The organism is Limosilactobacillus reuteri (assembly GCF_020785355.1).
GTDB lineage: Bacteria > Bacillota > Bacilli > Lactobacillales > Lactobacillaceae > Limosilactobacillus > Limosilactobacillus reuteri_I.
In genome coordinates this window covers 1-23,719 of record NZ_JAJGVH010000081.1, presented here as the reverse complement: position 1 = coordinate 23,719, position 23,719 = coordinate 1, and the positions used below count along the sequence as shown (strand labels likewise).

The 23,719-nt window shown below is 38.9% G+C and carries 24 protein-coding genes; 4 read left to right on the top strand and 20 right to left on the bottom strand.

Annotation, left to right across the window (positions count from 1 at the left end):
• Nucleotides 1-145: 145 nt before the first annotated feature.
• The 15 genes from rfbB to LMB56_RS08395 all read right to left on the bottom strand — a co-directional run bounded on the left by rfbB (nucleotide 146) and on the right by LMB56_RS08395 (nucleotide 13,890).
• Complete coding sequence (rfbB, locus tag LMB56_RS08465) at nucleotides 146-1,186, bottom strand: dTDP-glucose 4,6-dehydratase (protein WP_229284022.1); 1,041 nt, start codon at nucleotides 1,184-1,186, stop codon at nucleotides 146-148.
• A gap of 11 nt (nucleotides 1,187-1,197) precedes the next feature.
• Entirely contained in the window at nucleotides 1,198-1,779 is a 582-nt protein-coding gene (rfbC, locus tag LMB56_RS08460) for a dTDP-4-dehydrorhamnose 3,5-epimerase (protein WP_003664372.1), read from the bottom strand.
• 13 nt (nucleotides 1,780-1,792) lie between these two features.
• On the bottom strand, nucleotides 1,793-2,662 hold the full coding sequence (gene rfbA / locus LMB56_RS08455; protein ID WP_229284021.1) for a glucose-1-phosphate thymidylyltransferase RfbA: 870 nt from the start codon (nucleotides 2,660-2,662) through the stop codon (nucleotides 1,793-1,795).
• A 3-nt stretch (nucleotides 2,663-2,665) separates the two neighbouring features.
• The gene (gene wzx / locus LMB56_RS08450) at nucleotides 2,666-4,072 is read right to left on the bottom strand and encodes an O-unit flippase-like protein (RefSeq protein WP_229284020.1); all 1,407 of its coding nucleotides are present in this window, start codon (nucleotides 4,070-4,072) and stop codon (nucleotides 2,666-2,668) included.
• On the bottom strand, nucleotides 4,047-5,345 hold the full coding sequence (locus LMB56_RS08445) for an O-antigen polymerase (protein WP_229284019.1): 1,299 nt from the start codon (nucleotides 5,343-5,345) through the stop codon (nucleotides 4,047-4,049). The genes wzx and LMB56_RS08445 overlap by 26 nt, the downstream gene beginning before the upstream one ends.
• Nucleotides 5,346-5,355: 10 nt before the next feature.
• Nucleotides 5,356-6,393, bottom strand: coding sequence for a glycosyltransferase family 4 protein (locus LMB56_RS08440; protein WP_229284018.1), 1,038 nt, complete (start codon nucleotides 6,391-6,393; stop codon nucleotides 5,356-5,358).
• A 13-nt stretch (nucleotides 6,394-6,406) separates the two neighbouring features.
• Nucleotides 6,407-7,252, bottom strand: a complete 846-nt coding sequence (locus LMB56_RS08435) for a glycosyltransferase (protein WP_229284017.1) — start codon at nucleotides 7,250-7,252, stop codon at nucleotides 6,407-6,409.
• Nucleotides 7,253-7,254: 2 nt separating this feature from the next.
• Nucleotides 7,255-8,061 carry a hypothetical protein gene (locus LMB56_RS08430; protein ID WP_229284016.1) on the bottom strand — a complete coding sequence of 269 codons (807 nt, stop codon included), beginning with the start codon at nucleotides 8,059-8,061 and terminating at the stop codon, nucleotides 7,255-7,257.
• Nucleotides 8,062-8,078: 17 nt separating this feature from the next.
• Nucleotides 8,079-8,921 (bottom strand): glycosyltransferase, encoded by an 843-nt coding sequence (locus tag LMB56_RS08425; RefSeq protein ID WP_229284015.1) that lies wholly within the window; start codon nucleotides 8,919-8,921, stop codon nucleotides 8,079-8,081.
• Nucleotides 8,922-8,930: 9 nt separating this feature from the next.
• Entirely contained in the window at nucleotides 8,931-9,578 is a 648-nt protein-coding gene (locus LMB56_RS08420; protein ID WP_267865224.1) for a sugar transferase, read from the bottom strand.
• Between the two features lie 33 nt (nucleotides 9,579-9,611).
• Nucleotides 9,612-10,358, bottom strand: a complete 747-nt coding sequence (locus tag LMB56_RS08415) for a CpsD/CapB family tyrosine-protein kinase (RefSeq protein WP_229284014.1) — start codon at nucleotides 10,356-10,358, stop codon at nucleotides 9,612-9,614.
• Between the two features lie 12 nt (nucleotides 10,359-10,370).
• A complete protein-coding gene (locus LMB56_RS08410; RefSeq protein ID WP_229284013.1) occupies nucleotides 10,371-11,246 on the bottom strand; it encodes a YveK family protein in 876 nt (291 codons plus the stop codon).
• Nucleotides 11,247-11,266: 20 nt separating this feature from the next.
• Complete coding sequence (locus LMB56_RS08405) at nucleotides 11,267-12,268, bottom strand: LCP family protein (RefSeq protein WP_229284012.1); 1,002 nt, start codon at nucleotides 12,266-12,268, stop codon at nucleotides 11,267-11,269.
• 395 nt (nucleotides 12,269-12,663) lie between these two features.
• Nucleotides 12,664-13,062 carry a winged helix-turn-helix transcriptional regulator gene (locus tag LMB56_RS08400; RefSeq protein ID WP_229282447.1) on the bottom strand — a complete coding sequence of 133 codons (399 nt, stop codon included), beginning with the start codon at nucleotides 13,060-13,062 and terminating at the stop codon, nucleotides 12,664-12,666.
• Nucleotides 13,063-13,167: 105 nt separating this feature from the next.
• A complete protein-coding gene (locus LMB56_RS08395; protein WP_229284011.1) occupies nucleotides 13,168-13,890 on the bottom strand; it encodes a hypothetical protein in 723 nt (240 codons plus the stop codon).
• Between the two features lie 216 nt (nucleotides 13,891-14,106).
• Between LMB56_RS08395 and LMB56_RS08390 the strand changes: the two genes are divergently transcribed.
• Both LMB56_RS08390 and LMB56_RS08385 read left to right on the top strand, forming a co-directional pair.
• On the top strand, nucleotides 14,107-14,682 hold the full coding sequence (locus LMB56_RS08390; RefSeq protein ID WP_229284010.1) for a helix-turn-helix domain-containing protein: 576 nt from the start codon (nucleotides 14,107-14,109) through the stop codon (nucleotides 14,680-14,682).
• 9 nt (nucleotides 14,683-14,691) lie between these two features.
• Entirely contained in the window at nucleotides 14,692-14,928 is a 237-nt protein-coding gene (locus LMB56_RS08385; protein WP_229284009.1) for a hypothetical protein, read from the top strand.
• 166 nt (nucleotides 14,929-15,094) lie between these two features.
• Here the strand turns inward: LMB56_RS08385 and LMB56_RS08380 are convergent, their stop codons facing one another.
• The 4 genes from LMB56_RS08380 to LMB56_RS08365 form a co-directional block, all read right to left on the bottom strand.
• Nucleotides 15,095-15,607: a hypothetical protein gene (locus tag LMB56_RS08380; protein ID WP_324293971.1), complete on the bottom strand. Its 513-nt coding sequence runs from the start codon at nucleotides 15,605-15,607 to the stop codon at nucleotides 15,095-15,097.
• Between the two features lie 44 nt (nucleotides 15,608-15,651).
• A complete protein-coding gene (gene glpK, locus LMB56_RS08375) occupies nucleotides 15,652-17,154 on the bottom strand; it encodes a glycerol kinase GlpK (RefSeq protein WP_229284008.1) in 1,503 nt (500 codons plus the stop codon).
• Nucleotides 17,155-17,287: 133 nt separating this feature from the next.
• Nucleotides 17,288-17,473: a 2-hydroxymuconate tautomerase gene (locus LMB56_RS08370; RefSeq protein WP_065533034.1), complete on the bottom strand. Its 186-nt coding sequence runs from the start codon at nucleotides 17,471-17,473 to the stop codon at nucleotides 17,288-17,290.
• A gap of 79 nt (nucleotides 17,474-17,552) precedes the next feature.
• Nucleotides 17,553-19,382, bottom strand: a complete 1,830-nt coding sequence (locus LMB56_RS08365; RefSeq protein WP_229284007.1) for a cation:proton antiporter domain-containing protein — start codon at nucleotides 19,380-19,382, stop codon at nucleotides 17,553-17,555.
• 137 nt (nucleotides 19,383-19,519) lie between these two features.
• On the opposite strand from LMB56_RS08365, the gene LMB56_RS08360 reads away from it, so the two are divergent.
• On the top strand, nucleotides 19,520-20,926 hold the full coding sequence (locus LMB56_RS08360) for a C69 family dipeptidase (protein WP_229284006.1): 1,407 nt from the start codon (nucleotides 19,520-19,522) through the stop codon (nucleotides 20,924-20,926).
• Between the two features lie 66 nt (nucleotides 20,927-20,992).
• Here the strand turns inward: LMB56_RS08360 and LMB56_RS08355 are convergent, their stop codons facing one another.
• Entirely contained in the window at nucleotides 20,993-21,712 is a 720-nt protein-coding gene (locus LMB56_RS08355; RefSeq protein WP_229284005.1) for an LPXTG cell wall anchor domain-containing protein, read from the bottom strand.
• Between LMB56_RS08355 and LMB56_RS08350 the strand changes: the two genes are divergently transcribed.
• On the top strand, nucleotides 21,663-23,719 hold a 2,057-nt coding region (locus LMB56_RS08350), incomplete at its 3' end, for a hypothetical protein (RefSeq protein WP_229287868.1). The genes LMB56_RS08355 and LMB56_RS08350 overlap by 50 nt on opposite strands.

The following is a 23,719-nucleotide window of genomic DNA, read 5'->3' as shown; positions in this document are numbered from 1 at the left end:
TTATTATCTCCTTATAATCTAATCAATTTTTATATAAATAAAGAGTCGTGATGATCCAAGTTGATGGAAATAACATGACCCTTTTAATCGAAAAATAAAATAATCTTACATCGTAATACAAACTGATTATTTATTAATTTATCTATTATTGACCGTTTTTCGCATACTTCGCTTCAACTGCGGCTTTTTCATCTTTCCACCAATCTTGGTGTTCGGTATACCAATCAATGGTGTGTTGTAAACCGGTCTTGAAATCAGTAAATTCGGGCTCCCAGCCTAATTCTGTCCGGAGCTTCGTGGCATCAATGGCATAACGCAAATCGTGACCGGGACGATCTTTAACTTGGTCATAGGCATCTTTAGGTTGGCCCATTAGCTCTAAGATCATTTCCAGAACTTCCTTGTTGTTCTTTTCACCATCGGCCCCGATAAGGTAAGTCTCACCGATCTTCCCCTTGGTCAAAATATCCCAAACGGCGCGCGAATGATCATTGGTGTGAATCCAGTCCCGCACATTCTTACCGGATCCATAAAGCTTAGGGCGAATACCGCTCAAGATATTAGTAATCTGACGGGGAATGAACTTTTCAATATGTTGGTAAGGACCATAATTGTTAGAACAATTGGAAATAGTTGCCCGTAAGCCAAATGACCGAACCCAGGCCCGCACTAACAAGTCAGAGCTAGCCTTCGATGAAGAATAAGGACTTGATGGTCGGTATGGTGATTCAGGAGTAAACTTTTCTCCTTTCCCTTCACCATGACCGGGTAAGTCTTCCCGTAATGGTAAATCCCCATATACTTCATCCGTTGAAATATGGTGGTAGCGAACATCATATTTCCGACAAGCATTGATTAAAATTGAAGTACCGACAATATTGGTTTGGATGAACGGGGTGGGATCAATCAAGGAATTGTCATTGTGACTTTCCGCCGCATAATGAACAACGGCATCAGCTTGACTTACCAACTTATCAACTAAATCTTTATCACAAATATCCCCGACTACGAGTTCAACTTTATCCTTTGGCAAGCCATCAAGATTGGCCGGATTACCAGCATAAGTCAGCTTATCTAAAACCGTAATGTGTTCAACTTCCGGGTGGTGGTTAACAACATAGTGAACAAAGTTAGAGCCAATAAAGCCAGCTCCCCCGGTAACAATAATATTCTTAAATTCTTCCATAACGACCTCGCTTAAATTTCACCATAAACAAATGGGTTGTCTTTTTCAAATTCAGTTAAGGTTGGTTGTGCAGCATCTTTTTCGGAAGTAATGGCCTTATCAAATTCAATTGGCCAGTCAATATTTAATTCCGGCGTCTTAAAGGAGATTCCCCCATCGGCTTCTGCATCGTAATAGTTATCGCACTTGTAAACAAAGTTAACGTTATCAGTTAGAGTCAAGAAGCCATGCGCAAATCCCCGTGGAACCAGGAGTTGACGGTGATTACTTGCTGATAAGATATAACCTTCCCATTGCTTATATGTTGGGGAACCCTTCCGTAAGTCAACAATCACATCAAGAACGGCACCGGTAACGACCCGGATTAACTTTGTTTGGGCTGCTTTTCCCCGTTGAAAGTGTAATCCGCGCAGAACACCCGCCTGCGTTGAAAGTGATTGGTTATCTTGAATAAAGTTAAAATCAATCCCAGCTGCCTTGAAGTCCCGATCAGAGTAAGTTTCCTCAAAGAACCCCCGGTGATCACCAAAGACGGCGGGGGTAATAATTTTGACGTCTTGTAGTTTGGTTGTTTGAACGTTTAATTTTCCCATTATCTGTTCACTCCTAGTTCTGTTGTGCTAACCGTAATAAGTATTGACCATAGTCATTCTTCTTTAATGGTTGAGCAAGTTCAACTAACTGGTCCTTATTAATGTAACCCATCCGATAAGCAATTTCTTCTAAGGAAGCCACTTTTAAGTTTTGCCGCTTTTCAATCGTGGCGATGAAATTAGCTGCTTCAAGCATTGAATCATGCGTGCCAGTATCTAACCAGGCATACCCACGCCCCATTAACTTGACATCGAGCTTGCCTTGACGCAGGTATTCCTTGTTAACATCAGTAATTTCAAGTTCGCCCCGATCTGATGGCTTGATGTTTTTAGCAATATCAACTACTTGGTTATCATAGAAGTACAGACCAGTCACCGCATAATTACTCTTGGGATGAGCCGGTTTTTCTTCAATCGATAAGGCATGCATCTGGTCATCAAAATCAACTACCCCAAAACGTTCTGGATCATTGACATGGTAACCAAAGACCGTGGCGCCATCAGTTTTTTTTGCTGCTGATTGAACTAAGTCGGACAGACCAGCTCCATAATAAATATTGTCTCCTAAAATCAAACAAACACTATCGTCACCAATAAAATCTTCGCCGAGAATAAAAGCTTCGGCGAGTCCATTTGGCTTTTCTTGAACTTTATAAGAGAAGTTTAGTCCTAAATTGATCCCATCCCCTAAAAGTTCTTGAAAAAGGGGCATATATTCTGGAGTAGAAATCACCAAAATATCTCTAATACCGGCTAACATCAAAGTCGATAAAGGATAATAAATCATCGGCTTATCATAAACCGGAATCAATTGTTTTGAAATACCACGCGTAATTGGATAGAGGCGGGTTCCTGACCCACCGGCTAAAATTATTCCTTTCATTGTTTAAAGCTCCTCCTTTATAGTTCTCATTAATTGGACTCTAAACCTTAAAATCATATTTTTTAGTGTTAAATGTAATTCCCTATGCACATACAGTGGCCAATACCAAACATTAAATACAAGTTGACTGATAATTTGAGCATAGACAAAGCCAGAAATATTTAAATGCCAGTAACCTACAAATAGTACAGATAAAGTAGTGCATAAAACTGAAGAAAATATAAATGATTTATAATATATCACCCTATTCGTACTCCCAAGATACCAAGCATAACAATCTCTGAACTTTAAAATAAATTGATAGAATCCTACCGAAAAAAGTAATGGTATGGTCAATATTGCACTGCCTTTAATTATATTGATAACAGGAATGAAAAGCATTAATCCAATTAAACCTAATGGATATAGAATTACATATGAAATAACTCCCATTGAAAGTTTTGCACTAATAACCTCTTTATTTCTATGTGCATACGCTTCTTGTAAGGCAGGCTGGTAGGAAATAAGTAATGCTGTAGCTATTTGTGCTACAGCCGAAGTGAATTGTACTGCCAGTCCGAATTTAGCTGTGGCAGCTAAGCCAAGATATAATGAACAAAGTAAAGTTGTAACTTGATTACTAATATAGTTGGCTATTGATACAATTCCTTCGCGCCATGCGTTATGCCAAACAATCTTAAAGGTTTCAAAGATATCACTGATTGGCACAGCACCAACTTCATTTAACCTAGTTTTCATGTTTTTATAACTATAGAATCTCTTTTTACATAATTCCCTGAAAGCTAAACCATATACAATATTAGCAATAGAAGTACTTATAATTCCGAAATTAAGAAATAATAGCACAACAGTTAAAACTATTTGAATTAATTTTGCAATAACTCTAGCTTTATTATCAGCACCTATCTCACCAATTCCTCTTAAAAAAGCATCATAATATCCATATAGTAAATCTAAAAAGATCCCTATTGCGTAAAGCTCCCATGCAATAATAACAACAAGATTATTACTAATACTTTTTGCAACATGACTCACATAAACAGTTCCTATTGAAACCAATATAAGAAGTGCTACTGAAGAAATGATTAAATATATTAATTGACAGGTCTTTATAACTTTCTTCAGTAAAGGATAGTTAACACCGTCATTGTCAGTAGCAACTACATTTTCTTTACTTAGATTTTTAACTCCACTCCAACTATATGCAACATTTCTAGCAAATAGTGAATTAAAGCCGAAGTCAAAAAGGGCAGATACTGCTCCTAAACTAATGAAAACATTCCATAAACCGTAATAATCAGTAGAAAGAAATTTTAATAGAAATGGTATTAGTAAAAAGTTTCCCATTAAAGAAACTATAATACCAATATAATTCCAAATAATATCATTTTTGGAAATATTTATTTTCAAAATTATTCACCCTAACGCCCTTGATATTTAAGAAAAATAAAGTAAAAAGTATTGCCATACAGAAACTAATACTAGAAAACATATTTGTAATTACATACATCATTATTGCTTCCATCATTAGAGAATATAAAACCAACCATTTTAGCTTATTGGACTGTTTTAATTTTTCAAAAATAAATTGTATAAAACTTCCAATAAGAAAGCTTAGTAGTACGACACCTAAAATTTTACCATCTGCATACGATGGTAAAAAACCAGTAACACAAAAATTATAAGGACTACTATCAACACTAGAAATATTTATAATCCCATTTTGAATAAGGTCAAAAAAATCTTTTGTACTACTACTAATAGGAAATTTTATTATATTAGTTAACGGTAAGAAGAAGCCATAAAAAGTGGCAGTTCCAAATAAATTTGGCTGAGCTGATATATAAGTTAACTTTTCACCTAAATTTATCATGCTACAAGTAATGTAATAATATATTCCTTGAAAGAAAGTCTGGTCGTCGGATGACATTTCTTGTCCACTTTTACGTAATATTGTTAACAAATTAATTATGAAAACTATAACAATTAAACCTAAAAGTATTTTTTTTAGCTTTTTATTTTCCTTTAACGAATTAAAAAACAGCAAAAATATACTTATATAAGACAATATTAAATATATAAGCGGCATTCTTGCCCCATTTCCAATAAAATAAAGCAAGGTGGTAATTAATGTTAGTAAAAATATTTTTTTATTTCCACTAACAAAGAAATCAAAGGTAGAGATAGGAAGAACTATGTACAAAATAGGTAACGCAACATAAACATGGAGAAATGATACAATTCCACTGCGTTGGATTATATCTTGATGAACATACCTCATATCATACAGACTACCACCACTTCTCAAATAAAGAATGGAAGGAATTGCATATATAAATTCAATAAGTAGAGAAAACAATATTAACACTAATAATGTTCTTCGTATTTCATCTATCTGCAAGGCATAATTTTTATCTAAATTCGCTTGAGTATCCCTTAACTTGATGTGGTCAAAAAATGGTACAACAGCAATACAACCTGCACAAAAACTAAGAACACCTATGATTACTACAACATAAGCACTACTTTTTGCGGCAAAAAGTCCATACAGTTGAACTTTTTCTAAAACAAATAAAATTAGAAAAGATAGAACAAATAAAAAAGACGGACTATAAACTTTAACTTTTAAGACTAGTTCTAATATAATAATCGTGATAAATATTCCTATGCCTAAATCAATCAAAGCTCTTCTCCTAACTTTCCACTAATTGCGCAAATTTTTTATTTGCTGATGCTCGACTAAAAGCTATTGCCAATTCTTTAGTCGAGCTGTTCTTTTGTTCTAAATTTTCAAATATTTTACTTACTCCTTGGACTAATCCATTAACATCATCAACTTCACAAATTATTGAATTATCTTCAGAAGCGTACTCTCTAACTCCACCACAATCTGTTGTTACAAATTCACAACCGCAAAATAAACTTTCCAATCCTGTTAGACCAAATCCTTCAAACCTACTAGTACATAAAAATACACTAGAGCCATTCATAATTTGCGCTACCTGTTCTGGCTTTGCAAATCTAGTGTATTTAATCCAACTAGGCCAACTCGCATCACGTTTAGGAGTACCAAACAAATTGACTTCTAATTTAGGGTATTTTTGTTTTAATTTAAAAATTACATTTAATCCTACTTCAGCACCTTTTCGTTGATCAAGGTGGTATAGCATAGCAATACTATATTTTTTTCGAGGTTGTTTGTAGTCCCTGAATACTCTTTCATTTATCCCATTTGGAATATAATGAATTTCTTTGTTAGTATGTTCTGATATTTTCTTCAATAACCATTTTGAAACAACAACGAGTGTCATGTCTGGATAATTGTAGGTTTTAAAAAGTTGTTCTTCACTTAACTGCCAATCTTTTTCAAAATCCTGAATTAAATAGATTTTCTTTTTTACGGAAAGTTCGTTAACAAAAATTGCAGTCTCAGCAGCTGTTGCGATTACAACATCGTAATCCTTAAAATATTTTTTATCTAATGAATAAAGATTCACTTTTTTTACTTCTGGTAACAATCTAAACCAACTAGGCTCCTTTAAACAGATTAATTGCCTAAGGGAATAAACTAGAAAAGGTGGCAATGACTTAGAATTTCTTCCTTTATCACTATTGTAAAAAATAGTAACATCATGACCCTTTTGGGCTAAATAGTTAGCACACTCATACACTACTTTATAACCACCAACTATTTTAGTGGTTGGCATAGGCAAAACGAAACCTATCTTCATTTTTTTGCTCCTTTTAATATCTTCCAGATCCCATAATATTGTGTCGATAATCATGAATAGCTAGTAACAACTGTTTAAGCTTATTAACTTTTTGATCTTCAAAGGTCAATATTCTTAAACATTGCTTTAATGATTGAATTATATTTAAACTCTCTCGCTGTAAAAAACTATTACTAAACTTTCTATTATAATAAAATCTATTTCTGAACATATAGTAATGACGTTTATATGAATGATTACCTTTATTCATATGTTTTGTCGGTGTTCCTAGTGTCTGATACAATACTGAACCTGTATACTCAACAACACGTAATCCTTTTCTTATACACTCTTGACAAAAATCAACGTCAACACGATCTATGAAATATTGCGGGTCAAATCTAATATTATTATTATTCAAAATAGATAAGTTTAGAAAACTACCAGAACTTATTAAATATCTTTTATCAGTAATATCACAATTTCGAGTAATCATCTCATGATTATCGTTATAAATAATTTTTGGCCCAATTACAGCAATATTATCTAGATTATTATTATTGATATAATTTGCTATTCTCCTAATATTTTCTTTTGAAAAATCACTATCTTGATCTAATGTACACAAAAAATCACAATTAAAAATTGCTTCCTTTATAAAGTAATTGTACGCTACTGACAAGCCATTATTTTCTTTATTACTATATAAATGGATCTTTTGATTTAGTTCAAGCTTTTTCAAAACATCTGATTCTTGTGGTGTATTGTCAAAAACATATACTTCATCAAACTCATTAGAATATCTATTTATTTTATCTATCACATCATTGTTAGGGAAATATGTTACAATTCCACAAGCAAATTTATTCTTTCTATTCATAATTATAAATCTGTATCAAAGTACTTTCTTTTATTTGCCTTTAATCTTAGTCGTAAACTATCTGATATAAATGGTAAAATAGCCTTCCTTATCAGCAAAATGCTTTCATACTTTAAACTAATTACTCCTCTATTTGAAAAGTTGATCTGTGGGTATTTTCTTTTTAAGTACAAAATATTTATACGATCCCACTTTCCTTTTTGAATACTTGGAAGTATATGAAACATATTTTGTCTTAAAACTACTCGATCTGGAAAATAGATATTCTTTTTTTTACTGGCCAATTCAAGATAATTCAGTTCAAATTGACGATCAGTTATACCGTTAGCAAACTCACTTTTGATAAATTCAGAAGATGCTCCGAATGCCACAAAACTATGACCATAACGTTCGTCACTATTAAGCTTTCTATATTCTTTTACTATGCCTTTTCGATATAGAGAAAATTGAGGAAGTAATCGACAATAATTAATCGAATTCTCAATTAGTCTTTTTAGTAATGAGTCAACCTCTCTATTATCAATTCTTTTAGAAATAAATGCATCTCCAAGAAAAATAAGATAATACTCTGCTGGATTATTTTGAACGGCGTTATAAATACAAGTTGGTAAACTACTTGTAGATTCATTCAGAACTACTGGAATATTTCCAATTGAAATGCTTTTGTCCTTTTCTTGTCCAGTAACTGAAATAACCAAATTTTTTATTGCTTCAGGCCAAGTAATTTTTAGAAGTTCAATAAAATTATGCGTTATATCTAAGTATTTAACATTAGTAGGTAAAATAATTTTATAATTTATGTCAGCCATTATTTTCTTTCCCATTTTCACTTATGTAAAATTTTTTGATACAGGATTTTTCGAACAGATGGTGGAACTAAAATGCTCCCCATCATGACAATACTGCTAAAAATGACAGTTTTATTCGTCCCAATCCCCTGCTTTTTCCATATTTGCTTTTGTCGAATATAAGTATTTAAGTACCTAATTCCGCCGCGGCGTTTATACATTCCATTTCCTACTCGCATATTAACCAAAATATTAGGAATATTTATTAATGTATATCCATTACTTAAGAATCGTACCCATAAATCATAATCTTCTAAAACATTCAATTCCGAATAATTTCCTACTGCAAGTAACGCTTCTTTATTAATCATTACTGTAGGATTATTAATTGGACTTCGATAAGCTGCAAATTCTTTAATCCGCTCTGGTTCTTGTGGAACTTGCCTATACCCAACAATATTATTCTCATTATTCATAAATTCACTAATTTGTCCACCAACTACAGCTAACTTAGGATAAACTTTAATATATTTTTTTATAGCAGCAATTTGCAATTCAAATCTATCTTTAGAACTAACATCGTCAGAATCCATTCTTGCAAACCATTTGCTAGATATATGATCTATCCCAACTTTCGAAGCATAACCTCTTCCGCAATTCCTCTTTAGTGATATAACTGTATAAATATTACTAAATTTCTTAGCATGAGTTTCTATCACCGTATCCAACGCCTCATTTAAGAGGCCATCCTTGACTATCACGATTTGTACTGGAAGAACCGTCTGATTCTCTAAGCTCTCTAAAGATCTATCAAGATATTCAGCCTTTTCTTTTTCATAAATTGTCATTAATACAGAAAATTCAGAAGTATTTCTACTCATAAACAACCTTCACTTATTTAACTTTCCTTCTTTAATTCCTCGACTCCGTAAAACATCAAAAAAAGTTTTACAAATAATTGTAATGTCTACTAAAAAACTCATATTTAAAGCATACTTACCATCATAAGCAGCTTTATTTTCATCAGTGATTTCATCACGCCCGTGGACCTGAGCTAAACCTGTAATTCCTGGGAGAATCTTATTAGCCCCATATTCATCACGGAGTTCTAAGACTTTCCCTTCATTTGGGATTAACGGCCGTGGCCCTACAATGCTCATTTCCCCCTTAAATACGTTAAATAGTTGGGGTAATTCATCAAGGCTAGCCTTTCGAATAAACTTACCAACCGGGGTAATATAGGCTTCAGGATTTTCAAAATTCTTCGTTGCCATCTCGTGTGGCGCATCTTGCCGCATTGACCGAAACTTATAGATAGTAAACTCATGATTATTTTTACCAACTCGTTTTTGCCGGAATAAGATTTGTTCTTTAGGAGAGTCTATCTTAATCATGATTGCAACAATTAACATAGGGACAGCCAACACTACAATTCCAATTAAGCTAAACACAAAATCAAAGAATCGTTTACAGACATCCCGATACCAGCTAAAATTACTGATTTGCTCAACATTAGCATTTTGCAATTTTCCGTCCATTTTTAAGAATCTCCCCCTTTAATTTAAGAATATCTATTTATTCGTATCCTCTCCATAACCGTAGCCATATCCATAACCATAAGCAGCATCACCATCGGCATTAACATCGTTCATTACATAACCTAACAAATTAGCATGTGCTAAGTTCAATAATTCAACGGCTCGCTTAACGGCTAGCTTTTGGGTTTGTCCCTGCTTCACAACTAAGACAACTGCATCAAGATGACGTGAAAGGATTTGCGTATCAGTAACTTCTAGCATTGGTGGCACATCCACTATCACCATATCGTAAATGCCTTTAACCGTATCTAACAATGTTTTCATCCGTTGTGAATTTAACAATTCTGCTGGATTAGGTGGAATCGGACCGGCGGTTAAGATATCAAGGTTATCAACGCCACTTGGTTGAATAATTTCGCGTAAATCAACGGAATTATTTCCACTAGTCAAAATCGTCGTTAGTCCATGTTGATTACTCTTGCTAAACGTGGCATGAAGAGTTGGGCGTCTTAAATCCGAATCAATTAATAATACTCTTTGACCAGTTTGTGCCCATACTACTGCCACATTATCTGTAACCGTAGACTTACCTTCACTCACATTGGCAGAGGTCATCGCTAAAGTCTTGATTGGCTTATCGATCGCCATAAAATTAATATTGGTCCGAATCGTCCGGAACTGTTCGGAAATTGGGCTCTTCGGATGAGCGACAGTAATCAATTTGGCCCCATTATCCATGGTATCTGTTGATTGTTGTTGTGTTCGATGAAATAATGACATATTCTTTCCTCCTTAGACCCGTCGATTACCGTTATTTTGGCGCCGACTTTCTTGATTATTAACTTTAAAGTCCCGACTCATCTCAATATGATTCACATGGCCCAGATTAGTTAAGCCTAATTCATTCGTGAGGTAATCGTCATCATGCACACTGGTATCCATTAAGTCGCCGATCAGGATGTATAAGAAACTAAGGATCAAGCCTAAGACCGCACCAGCTAAGGCAAATAATTTCTTATTAGGAAATGATGGTTCATCTGGCGTACTTGCCCGTGAAACGATTGTTACATTGTTCACACTCATGATCTTCTTGATTTGTTGCTTAAAGACATTAGCAACTGTATTAGCAACTACTGCTGACTCTTGCGGATCATCAGTTTTAACTTGAAGAGAGAAGACCTGTGAGTTTTGTTGAGTTTGCACACTGATAGCCTTCTTTAATTCGTCGGTTGAAAGATTATAGCTCTTGCCACCACGTTCAACGACTGTTGGTTGGGCTTCCTTAATCAACTTCCGTGTACCGTCTGCATTACGACGGTATTCTGCTGGCTGCGCAGGCTTAATTACCTTTACTGGATTTTTAAGTTGCTTACTAGCCTTACTCAAAATCACTTGGTTAGTAATAATATCCTTATAGGTGTTGATCATTTGGATATCCGCTTGCTGATTATTATAGGCCTGACCATTATCGTTATTTTCATGCTTTTGATTAACCAAGATTTCCGTCGTTGCGGTATACTTTGGTACCACGACGAACTGAGCCACGACATACCCCAGTACTCCGGCCAACAATGTCCAGATAATTAACATCTTAATATGTTTACGACAGAGCATCATTAACCGATGCAAATCAATTGTATTATTCGCTGTTTGTTGTGAACTATTCACGACTTCTACTCCTCATGTATTTAATTTTTTAGACTATTTTGTAATAAATTAGTGATCCGTTGTTGCTCGCTTGTTGGCACAATTTCAAAGGCTTGACCATCTTCATTTTGCCCGCGTCCTTGCGCATGATCTTGAACGATGTGTTCGTTAGTATCACGATAGCTTTGCGCTAACCGCATCATATCATTAAAGGTCAAATCAGTTTGCGAGTTATCAGATACTGACCGTAAAAATGACCGGTTAAGAACCGTCTTATATGAAACGGACTTCTTAAGCAAAGCAGTAATTACTAACCGTTGCCGTTGTTGCCGACCATAGTCACCGTCTGGATCGTCATATCGCATCCGACTGAATTGAAGGGCCTTTTTTCCGTTCATATGGTAGGTCTCACCCTTTTCAAAGTGATAGCCTTCATAATCAAACGTCAATGGGGACTTGACATCAACCCCACCGACTTGGTTGATTGCCTTTTCCAAACCACCCATGTTAACTAACACATAGTAGTCAATTGGGATGTTGAAGTGGTCCTGGATCGTGTTAATCGATTCCTTGACTCCCCCATAGGTATAAGCAGCATTGATCTTTGCTGGTGAATATTGCGGATAACCTGGTAAGTTAACCTTCATATCTCGAGGAAGACTAACAATCGTGGTGGTCTTCGTCTTTGGATTCAAGGTCATTACCATGATCGTATCCGTCCGACCCTTATAGTCCCGACCAAGCGCCCCGGTATCAGTCCCTAATAGGAGGATTGAAACGGGTTTCTTTTGATCAAGGACCTTTTGTGCATCCCGTGACTTGGTAGCACCCGCGCTACTATACATATCATCGGTCGTTGATTTTAGGTTGTGCCATGCCATCCCCGCAAAGAACAGGGCGACGAGGACTAATACCCCTACAACTGACCAGAAGATCTTCCATCCCCGGTGACGCCGATGATGTCTGTGGTGATGATGGTGATGTTCCGGTTGTTGCATACCATCATCATTATTATTCAAGGGTCGATTATTTTCGTCTGACATAAAAAATTTCTCCCATTTTTGACTAACGCCGTAATTAAAAAAATCCACTAGTGCAACAAGTTACATTACTGGAAACCTACACTAACAATTGTAAATAACGAGTTGCGAACTTTTTAATATCAGTTGTCAGTCAATCAAATTTTATAATTACTTAATACATTATTAAGAATGTAACATGGATAGTCAAGGACGAATTTCATAACTTTTTCACACTTTCGGCAAATCATCAAGTTCCTTCTCGCTTTCCTTGTGATTATATCAGCCTTTTAACGGGCCAATCGTGAATTCTGATCAGTAATCACCTGTTTATTTCATTTTAGTTACAAATTCAAATTTGGTTGTTTTGCCTAATAAAAAAAGCGCCCAGGAAACTTTCCTTAGGCGCTCACCGTTCGTTAAATATACTCATTAAGCTTCTCATTATACTTTATCAATTCCGCCATACTGGCATCTTTTTCCGGCTCAACAATCTGCGTGGAAACTCGGTTAGCAGAGTCATCCATTTGTTGCCGGCCCCAGACGCTCATGGTTAGGACCATGTTACGCAAGTCATTACCATCATCGGTCAATGAATACTTGTTTTCTTCATCAACAACTGGATTAACAATTCGCAAGTTCTGCAAGGATGTTATTTCTTCTTTAAGAGCAACATCTGTTAAATCTGGTAGCAATTGATGTAATTCCTCAATGGCAAATGGCCGAAAGCCTAACCAAAAGATAATCCGTGGTTGCCATCGATCTTCTAAAACATCTAGTGTGTATTTTACGCCACACTCATCTTTCTTTTCAGTCATAAAAATGCTCCATTCTATTACTTAAGCTACTCCTCTTCACCACCTATTATAACAAGCTAATGGACTAATGTTTAATTATTGTGCATTTTTGTGCTGCTTTTTCTCTCAGAACTTATTTATCACCCGTTTTACTTCTCTAACAAGTTCAGCGGGTGTTTCTTCGCCATATACCTTCTTATGAGCCTTGTTCAAGATATGCAAAACTGTGCGGATAAAGAGATCAAGTGCCAGTTTCCGAAGTTTCGTATAAACGCAATAATCACCAAAGTAGGTTCGTTCAAAGATCTCTCTTTTCACCTTTCCAAGGCGATGCATCCAGTATTCAAAGAGGGAAAGCTGGTCATTAGCAACTTCATCAGCAGCACTTACAATTCGTCGAAAAGTGCGCTCAGAAGTAGCAATTTGGACGTGGTATTTATCTCCCGCTCGGCCATTCATAATCATTTCTACCCTCTTATCACTTTCTAACTCACTAGCATCTTCCATTAAATGAACCATGTAATAAATAACCTGCTCATTTGATGATCCACAGGTTGGCACTAGGCGATGGTGACCAGCAACATACCCCCGTGTTTGACAGCCAACCTTAGCAAAATGCACTTCCATTTCATACTCATAAATTAGATTCGTCTGTGCAAAGCGACTAAGGACATCTTTCAACCGTTCCCGAATAAGCAGCTGTTCCCCGTCGGCAGTTAAGACAAACGTTCGATTTTGATCGTAAGCCGTTAACAGTAAGGTGTTATCCCACTGAACCAGATAGTTTGCCACCTCCCCATCAATTTTTAATTTATCCAGCATGCTCATATCAATGGTTTTACGTACCACAATTATCTCCTCCAAGCAAATCTTAAAAAAGTGCAAATTCGCTGTAAAACGATTCACTTTTAATTTGAATATTAAGATACTGGGATAAATTTTCCCTGTCAACGTCTTTTTAGGATACTTTCGCCCTATTTTATCGTTCGCTAAGACGGTAGATTTTTTGGTAAGTTAACGGTACTCAAGAGCTCTTGAGAATATTTTCAAAGGATGTTCTCAATAATGAATTATAAAAAAATTTCTGACGGTTTAACTTTTCTGATGAGCGATAAGCGGATCACGATTGTTCATGGGGTATTAAAGAGCCTCGGGATCTCACCGCGCCGGGACGACTACGATGATTTTGTCCAAGATGCTTCGATTATCTTTGCCCAGGCCTACGCTGATTTCTTGCAGGAGAAAGATGAAGTCGAAAACGAACGGGACTTGATGTGCTTTGCTTACCAACGGATGCGGTGGCGTTTACTGGACCGGTTACGGCGGCAGCAACTTGAAGGCTTCCTCTTTAATTACACCCTTAACAACGAAGAAGATGATCATGACTACGATGAGACAATGGTTGATCATTCAGCGACCGCGCCATTTGCTCATCTAGAAAATAGCGACTTTCTTAACTACCTCTACCACCACTGTCCCCGCGTTCAACAACGGTATTTGATTGCCAAACTCAACCACCATTTGAGTGACCGGCAGATTGCGGATGAATACCGGGTCAGTCGGGCAGCCGTTTCGCAATGGCGACGAGGAGTAATTACTCGTGCCCACCAGCTTCGTGCTAAAATGAAAGGAGAGTTTTGAGGTGAGAATGTGGAAAAACATGAAATCGACCATCAAGCTAAGTGGCTCCATATTAAATATGATGGCGAAGATCGTGATGATGAGTGCGCTAATGAGCTTAGCATTTATCAGAACGCTGATGAGTCAGAACTGCAAATGCTGGTGTCAAATATTGATTTTGATAATATCAGCCATGATAATACTTTTGCACTGACAAAAGAGGACGCAAAGGTATTGATTGACTACTTGCAAAAGTGGATAGAATAGAAAGGGTCTGTGACTTAAACCAAGTTACTTTCATAAAAGACAAATAGCGCAGTACAACAATGGCCTCCAACGCCCGGTAAAACCGAACGTTGGAGGCCTATTGTTGCTTGCGGGGGCTCGAAAACGAAGTCACAAGTGACTTCTGTCTCGCTCCCTTTCTATTCTCTTACTTGATACTTTCCCGATCAAAGCTTTCCCCCAACATCTTCCAATAATCCATGATCATTGCAAAGTCGATAGGGCCTTGAATTCCGAGGTCGAGTTGGGTGATCTTTTGTAACTCATTACTCAATAAGACCCGGAAGTCAGTTAATTTAATAATCGTCGAATGGGGCGATGGTGGTACCAAATCAAGGACGTGATCCATGAGGTCTTCAATCAAACCAGCATAGAAGTCCATTAAATCTTCACTTGGCACAGCGGTTGGCTCTAATAAGTGGTTTCGTTCGTTATTAAAAACCTCATACCACCGTGCCATGGAGTTCCAGTAGGCATTATAAAGGCGTTTGCTTTCCTTATCAGCGTATTCTAACTGATAACGACTTAAAACTTTCCATTGTTCTAACAAATCAACATAGAGTGATTCATGAGGGAAAGCCGTGTCTTCTCGGGTTTCCTTAATAAAGCGTGCCAAATCATCAGTCATCTGAGCCGGTGTTTTCATTTTCATTTCTCTCATTTTCCTTTTATATTAGTTTGTTGAATGGTGATCGGTGTTTTTAGTTAATTTCTCCCATAAAACTGTGCAGCTGCAATGGCGCGTTGCCATCCCCGATACAAATCAGCTGCCTTTTGCGGATTCATCTGCGGATCAAACTGGTCGCCAATCCGTGATAGCTGCCGTAACTCATCCTGATCTTCCCAGAAATCAACGGCCAATCCAGCGAGGAAGGCTGCTCCAAGGGCGGTCGTTTCTTCCATTGCTGCCCGCTTGATTGGCGTTTGTAAGATATCGGCCTGGAACTGCATCATGAAGTTGTTCCGTGATGCTCCCCCATTAACCGTTAGGGCTGTTAGTGGTAATTGGGTGTCCTTGACCATCGTATCGACAACATCTTTGGTCTGGTAGGCGATTGCTTCTAAGGTTGCACGAATGATGTGTCCCCGTTCAGTTCCCCGGGTAAGACCAAACATTGCGCCCCGCACTTCTTGATCCCAGTACGGTGCTCCCAATCCCGTAAAGGCGGGAACGACATAAACGCCACCAGTTGTCTTGGCATCGACAGCCATTTGTTCGGACTCGCTGGCTTTCTTAAACATCTTGAGGCCATCCCGCAGCCATTGAACGGCTGAACCGGCCACGAAAATACTTCCTTCAAGCGCGTAATGGGTTTGCCCGTCCAGGCCGTACGCAATCGTTGTCAACAAGCCATTATCCGAAAGCGTGGGTTCCAGCCCCGTATTCATAACGATGAAGGCTCCCGTCCCATAAGTATTCTTGATTGAACCTTTATCATAGGCTGCTTGACCAAAGAGGGCCGCTTGTTGGTCACCCGCAATCCCGGCAATTGGAATCTGCACCCCATAGAAGTGGTAATCGCCAGTATAACCGTAAATGGCTGAACTTGGCTTTACTTCTGGCAGAAGCGACTGCGGAATCTCAAGCAAGTCGAGGATATCTTGATCCCAGTCGAGGGTATGAATATTGAAAAGCATCGTCCGGCTGGCATTAGTCACGTCTGTTGCATGGACCCGGCGTCCCGATAAGTTCCATAGCAACCAGGTATCGATGGTCCCGAACATCAAGTCTCCCTTCGCCGCTTTTTCCCGGGCGCCAGGGACATGGTCAAGGATCCACTTGATCTTAGTGGCCGCAAAATATGAATCAATCACTAAGCCGGTCTTCTTGTGGATCATATCCTTATAACCATCTTTAATCAATTGTTCAGCAATATCGCTCGTTTGCTTTGATTGCCAGACAATTGCGTTATAAATCGGCTTCCCGGTATGGCGATCCCAAATAACCGTCGTTTCCCGTTGGTTAGTAATCCCAATCGCCGCAATCTTATAGGGTTTGATCTGGGACTTAATCATTACGTTTGAAATCACCGACTGGACACTATCCCAAATCTCCAGAGGATCATGTTCGACCCACCCTGGTTGCGGGAAGTATTGGGGAAATTCCTGCTGGCTGATTGCGACCTTGTTTCCGTCATGGTCAAAGATAATCGCCCGTGAGCTCGTCGTTCCCTGGTCAATCGCCATGATATATTGTTGTTCACTCAATTATATTCATCCTTTCGCTGCTAATTGCGAGCAGTTTCTACCTATATAATAAGAAGAAACTTGATGGATTTTGGATCATACAAAAAAGCCACCGTGCAAAGACTGAACTGCCTCCCCGATGACTCTCTTGTTGTTACTTGTCGCTGACCATCTTACCAGCTACACTATAGCGGTCTTTGCGCATCTCATTCAACACGATATGCACCCGTTCGGCAGGAACATTGGCATTCTTTGAAATTGCTGCTGTAACATCCTTTACGAGAGCCTTTAACTGCTCATCGGTCCGGCCTTCAATTAAGTCAATATGAACTAATGGCATAATCCGTGCCTCCTTCTAAATTCATTTAAAATCTTACCATAATAGCGCTTTTACGGCAATTACATTAACGAAAAATATTTTAATTAACGCCGCGCAAGGCTTCACGAACCTCTTCGGCTGCTTTCCGGTCTCCAGTAAAGAGGATATGATCACCATACTCGATAATCGTATCACCATGCGGGTCGATCGGCTTGCGTTTCCGGAAGATCCGACTAATCGTAATGTTATTAACAAATGGCAATGTATGCAGTTCGCGCCCTGTATAACGTGAATTAAGGACGGTTGCTTCATATAGTCCGGCTTCGGTATCGGTCAGCATCTGCAAGATCAATGGTGATTCAATCAAGGCACGCAGAACACTGCTTTGGACATTGAAGCTATTAAAGATTTCAATCCCTTTTTCACGAAGCGCACTAATATCTTTCGGATCCAGCCGCGGATTATTTTGGCTGGCAATAACCCGTTTTACCCCATGTTCTTTGGCGATCTGAGCTAGACGCGCTGATTTATGATCATTTAAGAACCCAACAACAACAATATCACAATCAAAGTATCCCCCTTGCTCAAGGGCCTCCGCGTCAAGCTTAGGCAGATACTCTAAATGCTTCACCTGACTATTATAGGTCTTGAAGTTATTTTCATTATCCGTAACCATCCGCACGTCATACCAGTTCTTATATAATTGTTGGGAAATCGGAACAGTTAAGGTATTGGCTCCGATAAAATTAACCTTTTGCTTGATCAAATCAGATTTTTCAAGCTTATACATTGAATTGAAGACGATTGGCGCAATGATACAGACAATTACGGCGGCCAATGTAAAGGCATCGGATTGCGCACTAGTAATTGCATGCAAATTCCGTGCAACTTGCAAGGTTGGTAATACCAAGGTAATCGTTGTCGCTACTAAAAAGCTGCCGGCAAATGAATTGCGAGGCTTAAAACGTCGCCGATAAATGAACATGGTTGGCAATTTAGCAAGCAAAAAGCCGATGACCAAAATCGGAATCAGGGCTAGCGCTTGGTGGTTAGCAAATAAATTCTTTAAGTCAAGGCGGTCACCCGTCATGATAAAGAAGAACGGAATCAGAAAACCATAACCAATTGAGTTTAACCGGTCTTCAGTGGCTTCACTTGGTTCAAGCAGTTTCATGACCATCCCGGCTAGGAAGGCTCCCAGGATATTTTCCGCTCCCACCGTTTCGGCGATTGTTACTAAGGCGAAGATCAAGAAGAAAGCTAACCGAATATCAAGTTGAGTGGTTGATTTGGAAATTTTATTAAACCAAATAAACGGTTGCTTGAACCGCCTCAAGAGGAAAAAGGCTGCCAAGAAAAGGAAGACAATTAAGCCCAAGCGCTTGGCATTGCCCCCATTAATGGATGCATAGAAGGTCAATGCAAGCATCGGGACCACTTCCCCTAATACCGCCGTCAGTAGCAGGGTCTGCCCCACTGGCTTTTGTAAAATATCCTTTTCCTTTAACGTTGCGATAACAACTCCGAGGGCGACGGTTGAAAAAATAATTGTCGCTAACAAAATATCGCTAAATAAGTGCAAACGGCTAATAATTAAAGCAATCACAAATGAAGAAACAACAATGAGGCCAAACGCCTGTGAAGCCATAATTACTGGCGATTTACTATCCCGTTTTTTCCCGGGGGTCTTACGAAAAAGATCAAAATTAATCTCCATCCCCGACAAAAACATCAACATAATAACTCCCAACGATGACAAGAAATTCAATGTCCAATTGGGATTAACGATATTAAAAAAACTTTTTCCGAGAATAATACCGGTTAAGATTTCCGCAATCGCCGTCGGAATCGAGGAAACCTTAAACCGTGCCATAATAATAGGAATAATTAACGCCGCTAACATAACAATTAACAGTGATAATTGTTGCATATTATCCTCTCCTTTCCTATTTTATACAGCAATATTATATACTCCTTAACTTGAAATTAAAATATTCCAACTAAATCGACTTAAATCACGGTTCGCGGTACAATTAATACAATACGCAAAAGGAGAATGTATTATCTATGGGGAATAAATTAACTGCATGTACAAGTATTTTAATTGGTAAAGGGGCCAGCATCGACGGCACAATCATGATCGGTCGAAATGAAGATGCCAAAGCTGCCTGGCCCAAGCATATGGTTGTTCACCGCCGTGGGGAGATGCCCAGCCACTTCATCTCTAAGGATACCCGTTTAGAGCTCGACTTGCCAGAAGAAAGCGCTCAGTATACGGCAACTCCGGAATGGACAGATAAAGACGGGCTGTTTGAAGAAGACGGGATTAATGAGTATGATGTAGCAATGAGTGCGACTGAAAGTGCTTATTCTAATCCTCTCGTTTTGGGCTATGATCCACTAGTTGAAAATGGTCTAAACGAAGAGGCAATGATTACCGTGGTTTTACCTTATGTTAAGACGGCACGTGAAGGGGTCCAACGCCTCGGGAATTTGATCGCGAAGTACGGGACCGGCGAAACAAACGGGGTACTTTTTGCTGATAATGATGAAGCTTGGTACTTCGAAACCGGTGCAGGTCACTACTGGGTTGCACAACGAATTCCGGATGATTCATACGCGGTGGTTGCCAACCAACTGGCAATTCAAGAAATTGACTTTAATGATCCGAATAATTTCATGTTTCACCCAGGGATTCAAGAGTTTGTGGAAAAGCATGACTTAAATCCTGATCCATCCACCTTCAATTTCCGCAAAATCTTTGGGACAGCTGATCGGTCAGACGCAATTTACTCTGAACCGCGGGTATGGGCTGGTCACCAAATGTTTAGTCCCCGGCAAGCAACGGAGGAGACCCCAGAATCAACTGAATTACCATTTATCATGAAGCCGGATCATAAGTTATCGATTTTTGATGCCCAGAACTATCTCAGTAACCACTATGAGGGAACCGAATTCGATCCCCTTGGTCACGGTGAACACGCCCATAAGTACCGGCCAATCAGTTTAGCTAAGACCCAAGAGTCACATATTTTACAGATGAACCGGCGGCCCGGTGCTAACATTCACTGGTTAGCAATGGGGGTCGCTGCTGAAAGTACCTATGTGCCATTCTTCAACGGCATTACTGATACGCCAGCCCCTTACAAGCGTGGGAAGCTGCCGGCCCAGCTCAACTCTGCTTACTGGATTTTCAAGCATGCCAGTGTGCTAGTTGACAGCCACCTGCACGATTTTCTTCCATTATTACGGGACGTACAAAAGGAACGAAACGCCGCGGCCATTAAGATGATTGCCGAAACTGATCGTCGCCTCCCGAGTCTCAAAGGAGAAGCACGAGCAACCTTCTTAACGCGGCAAAGTGACGGCTATGCCACCGATACATTGAACGCATATAAGAAATTAAGCCTTGAGCTAATTACAAAGATGACTGATTATTGTGAATTAAACTTTAATACGGACGAGAACCTGTAAGACAAAAAAGAAGCAGCTCCTAAGTTGGAATTTCCAGCTTAGGGGCTGCTTTTCTTATGCACCTAATTATTTATCTTCGTTGTGCTTTTTCTTTTTCGCCATTAACAAGAGTAAGACTGCTTCTAATGACATCAGGCCAAGCAATTCAGCCGTTGTTTGACTGGCATTACCGGTTTGTGGAAGCTTCTTGTTTTGCTGACTGGCCTTATTTACATTACTGTTTTCAACTGAATTTTGGGCAGTTAAGTCAACAGTTGTGTGTTTATCAGCAATAGATGTATTTGTATTTTCAAGGCCGGAAGCATTTGTACTATTAGTAATACTCAAACTCAATGAAGCTGAGCCGTTTCCAGACCCATTCGTCGACATTGAACCAGAGCCACTGTTATCTGGGAGTGGCGTTACTGGCGATTGACTACCGCTAGTAGATTCTGATCCATTTATCGATGAAGAATTACTAATTGAAGTTGAAGTACTTTCACTAGGATTAATTGAGGTGCTTCCACTTGTTGAAGGTGAAAGACTAGCACTCGTCGAAGCAGATGTGCTTGAGCTTACTGAAATCGATTCACTCGTACTAATCGACATTGATACTGAATCGCTAATTGACTCAGACGGGTTATCTGGGTGTGGGTTTACTGCCGAATCACTAGTTGAACCACTGATTGAAGCGGAAACTGATTCACTGGTGCTTAATGAGGCGGAGGTGCTTTGACTGAGTGAGGTTGAGGCCGAATTGCTAAGACTTTCACTCATTGATACTGAGTTAGATAAGCTCTCGCTCATCGATACCGAGTTACTTAAACTTTCGCTCATCGATACTGAGTTACTTAAACTCTCACTCATCGAGACTGAATTGCTTAAGCTTTCACTCATTGATACCGAGTTGCTTAAGCTTTCGCTCATTGATACCGAGTTACTTATGCTCTCACTCATTGAAACGGAGTTACTCAAACTTTCACTCATCGATACCGAGTTACTCATACTTTCACTCATTGATACCGAGTTGCTTAAACTTTCACTCATTGATACCGAGTTGCTGAGGCTTTCGCTCATTGAGACGGAGTTACTCAAGCTCTCGCTCATCGATACCGAGTTACTTAAGCTCTCACTCATTGATACCGAGTTACTCATGCTCTCGCTCATTGATACCGAGTTGCTTAAGCTTTCACTCACTGATACCGAGTTACTCATGCTCTCGCTCATTGAGACTGAGTTACTCATACTTTCACTCATTGAGACGGAGTTGCTTAAGCTCTCACTCATTGAGACGGAGTTAGATAAGCTCTCGCTCATCGATACCGAGTTACTTAAACTTTCGCTCATTGATACCGAGTTGCTGAGACTCTCACTCATCGATACCGAGTTACTCATACTTTCACTCATCGATACGGAGTTGCTTAAGCTCTCACTCATTGAGACGGAGTTACTTAAGCTCTCGCTCATTGAGACTGAGTTACTTAAGCTTTCGCTCATTGAAACGGAGTTGCTTAAGCTTTCACTCATGCTTACTGAGTTACTCAAGCTCTCGCTCATTGAGACTGAGTTACTTAAACTCTCACTCATTGAAACGGAGTTGCTTAAGCTTTCGCTCATTGAAACGGAGTTGCTTAAGCTCTCGCTCATTGAGACCGAGTTACTCATGCTTTCACTCATTGATACCGAGTTACTCAAACTCTCACTCATTGAAACGGAGTTGCTTAAGCTTTCGCTCATTGATACCGAGTTACTCATGCTTTCACTCATTGAAACGGAGTTGCTTAAGCTTTCACTCATGCTTACTGAGTTACTCAAGCTCTCGCTCATTGAGACTGAGTTACTCAAACTCTCACTCATTGAGACGGAGTTGCTTAAGCTCTCGCTCATCGATACTGAATTACTTAAGCTTTCGCTCATGCTTACCGAGTTGCTGAGACTCTCACTCATTGAGACTGAGTTACTCATACTCTCACTCATTGATACCGAGTTGCTCATACTTTCACTCATCGATACGGAGTTGCTTAAGCTTTCACTCATTGAAACGGAGTTGCTTAAGCTCTCGCTCATCGATACCGAGTTGCTGAAACTTTCGCTCATTGAGACTGAGTTACTCATACTCTCACTCATCGAGACTGAGTTACTTAAACTCTCACTCATTGAAACGGAGTTGCTTAAGCTTTCACTCATTGAGACGGAGTTGCTTAAGCTCTCGCTCATTGAGACTGAGTTGCTCATACTTTCACTCATCGATACGGAGTTGCTTAAGCTTTCACTCATTGATACCGAGTTACTCATGCTTTCGCTCATTGAGACTGAGTTACTCAAGCTTTCGCTCATCGATACCGAGTTGCTGAGACTTTCGCTCATGCTTACTGAGTTACTCAAACTTTCACTCATCGAGACTGAGTTACTCATGCTTTCGCTCATTGAGACTGAGTTACTTAAACTCTCACTCATTGAAACGGAGTTGCTTAAGCTTTCACTCATTGAGACGGAGTTGCTTAAGCTCTCGCTCATCGATACTGAATTACTTAAGCTTTCACTCATTGATACCGAGTTACTCATGCTCTCGCTCATTGATACCGAGTTGCTTAAGCTCTCGCTCATCGATACCGAGTTGCTGAGACTTTCGCTCATTGAGACGGAGTTACTCAAACTCTCACTCATCGAGACTGAGTTACTTAAACTCTCACTCATTGAAACGGAGTTGCTTAAGCTCTCGCTCATTGAGACTGAGTTACTTAAGCTTTCGCTCATTGAAACGGAGTTACTTAAACTCTCACTCATTGAAACGGAGTTGCTTAAGCTTTCACT

What these genes read in the sequence shown, in the direction of transcription:
- rfbB (WP_229284022.1), bottom strand. Translation starts at nt 1,186, where the DNA reads ATGGAAGAATTTAAGAATATTATTGTTACCGGGGGAGCTGGCTTTATT.
- rfbC (WP_003664372.1), bottom strand. Translation starts at nt 1,779, where the DNA reads ATGGGAAAATTAAACGTTCAAACAACCAAACTACAAGACGTCAAAATT.
- rfbA (WP_229284021.1), bottom strand. Translation starts at nt 2,662, where the DNA reads ATGAAAGGAATAATTTTAGCCGGTGGGTCAGGAACCCGCCTCTATCCA.
- LMB56_RS08440 (WP_229284018.1), bottom strand. Translation starts at nt 6,393, where the DNA reads ATGAAGATAGGTTTCGTTTTGCCTATGCCAACCACTAAAATAGTTGGT.
- LMB56_RS08435 (WP_229284017.1), bottom strand. Translation starts at nt 7,252, where the DNA reads ATGAATAGAAAGAATAAATTTGCTTGTGGAATTGTAACATATTTCCCT.
- LMB56_RS08430 (WP_229284016.1), bottom strand. Translation starts at nt 8,061, where the DNA reads ATGGCTGACATAAATTATAAAATTATTTTACCTACTAATGTTAAATAC.
- LMB56_RS08425 (WP_229284015.1), bottom strand. Translation starts at nt 8,921, where the DNA reads ATGAGTAGAAATACTTCTGAATTTTCTGTATTAATGACAATTTATGAA.
- LMB56_RS08420 (WP_267865224.1), bottom strand. Translation starts at nt 9,578, where the DNA reads ATGGACGGAAAATTGCAAAATGCTAATGTTGAGCAAATCAGTAATTTT.
- LMB56_RS08415 (WP_229284014.1), bottom strand. Translation starts at nt 10,358, where the DNA reads ATGTCATTATTTCATCGAACACAACAACAATCAACAGATACCATGGAT.
- LMB56_RS08405 (WP_229284012.1), bottom strand. Translation starts at nt 12,268, where the DNA reads ATGTCAGACGAAAATAATCGACCCTTGAATAATAATGATGATGGTATG.
- LMB56_RS08400 (WP_229282447.1), bottom strand. Translation starts at nt 13,062, where the DNA reads ATGACTGAAAAGAAAGATGAGTGTGGCGTAAAATACACACTAGATGTT.
- LMB56_RS08390 (WP_229284010.1), top strand. Translation starts at nt 14,107, where the DNA reads ATGAATTATAAAAAAATTTCTGACGGTTTAACTTTTCTGATGAGCGAT.
- LMB56_RS08380 (WP_324293971.1), bottom strand. Translation starts at nt 15,607, where the DNA reads ATGAGAGAAATGAAAATGAAAACACCGGCTCAGATGACTGATGATTTG.
- LMB56_RS08370 (WP_065533034.1), bottom strand. Translation starts at nt 17,473, where the DNA reads ATGCCATTAGTTCATATTGACTTAATTGAAGGCCGGACCGATGAGCAG.
- LMB56_RS08365 (WP_229284007.1), bottom strand. Translation starts at nt 19,382, where the DNA reads ATGCAACAATTATCACTGTTAATTGTTATGTTAGCGGCGTTAATTATT.
- LMB56_RS08360 (WP_229284006.1), top strand. Translation starts at nt 19,520, where the DNA reads ATGGGGAATAAATTAACTGCATGTACAAGTATTTTAATTGGTAAAGGG.
- LMB56_RS08355 (WP_229284005.1), bottom strand. Translation starts at nt 21,712, where the DNA reads ATGAGCGAGAGCTTATCTAACTCAGTATCAATGAGTGAAAGTCTTAGC.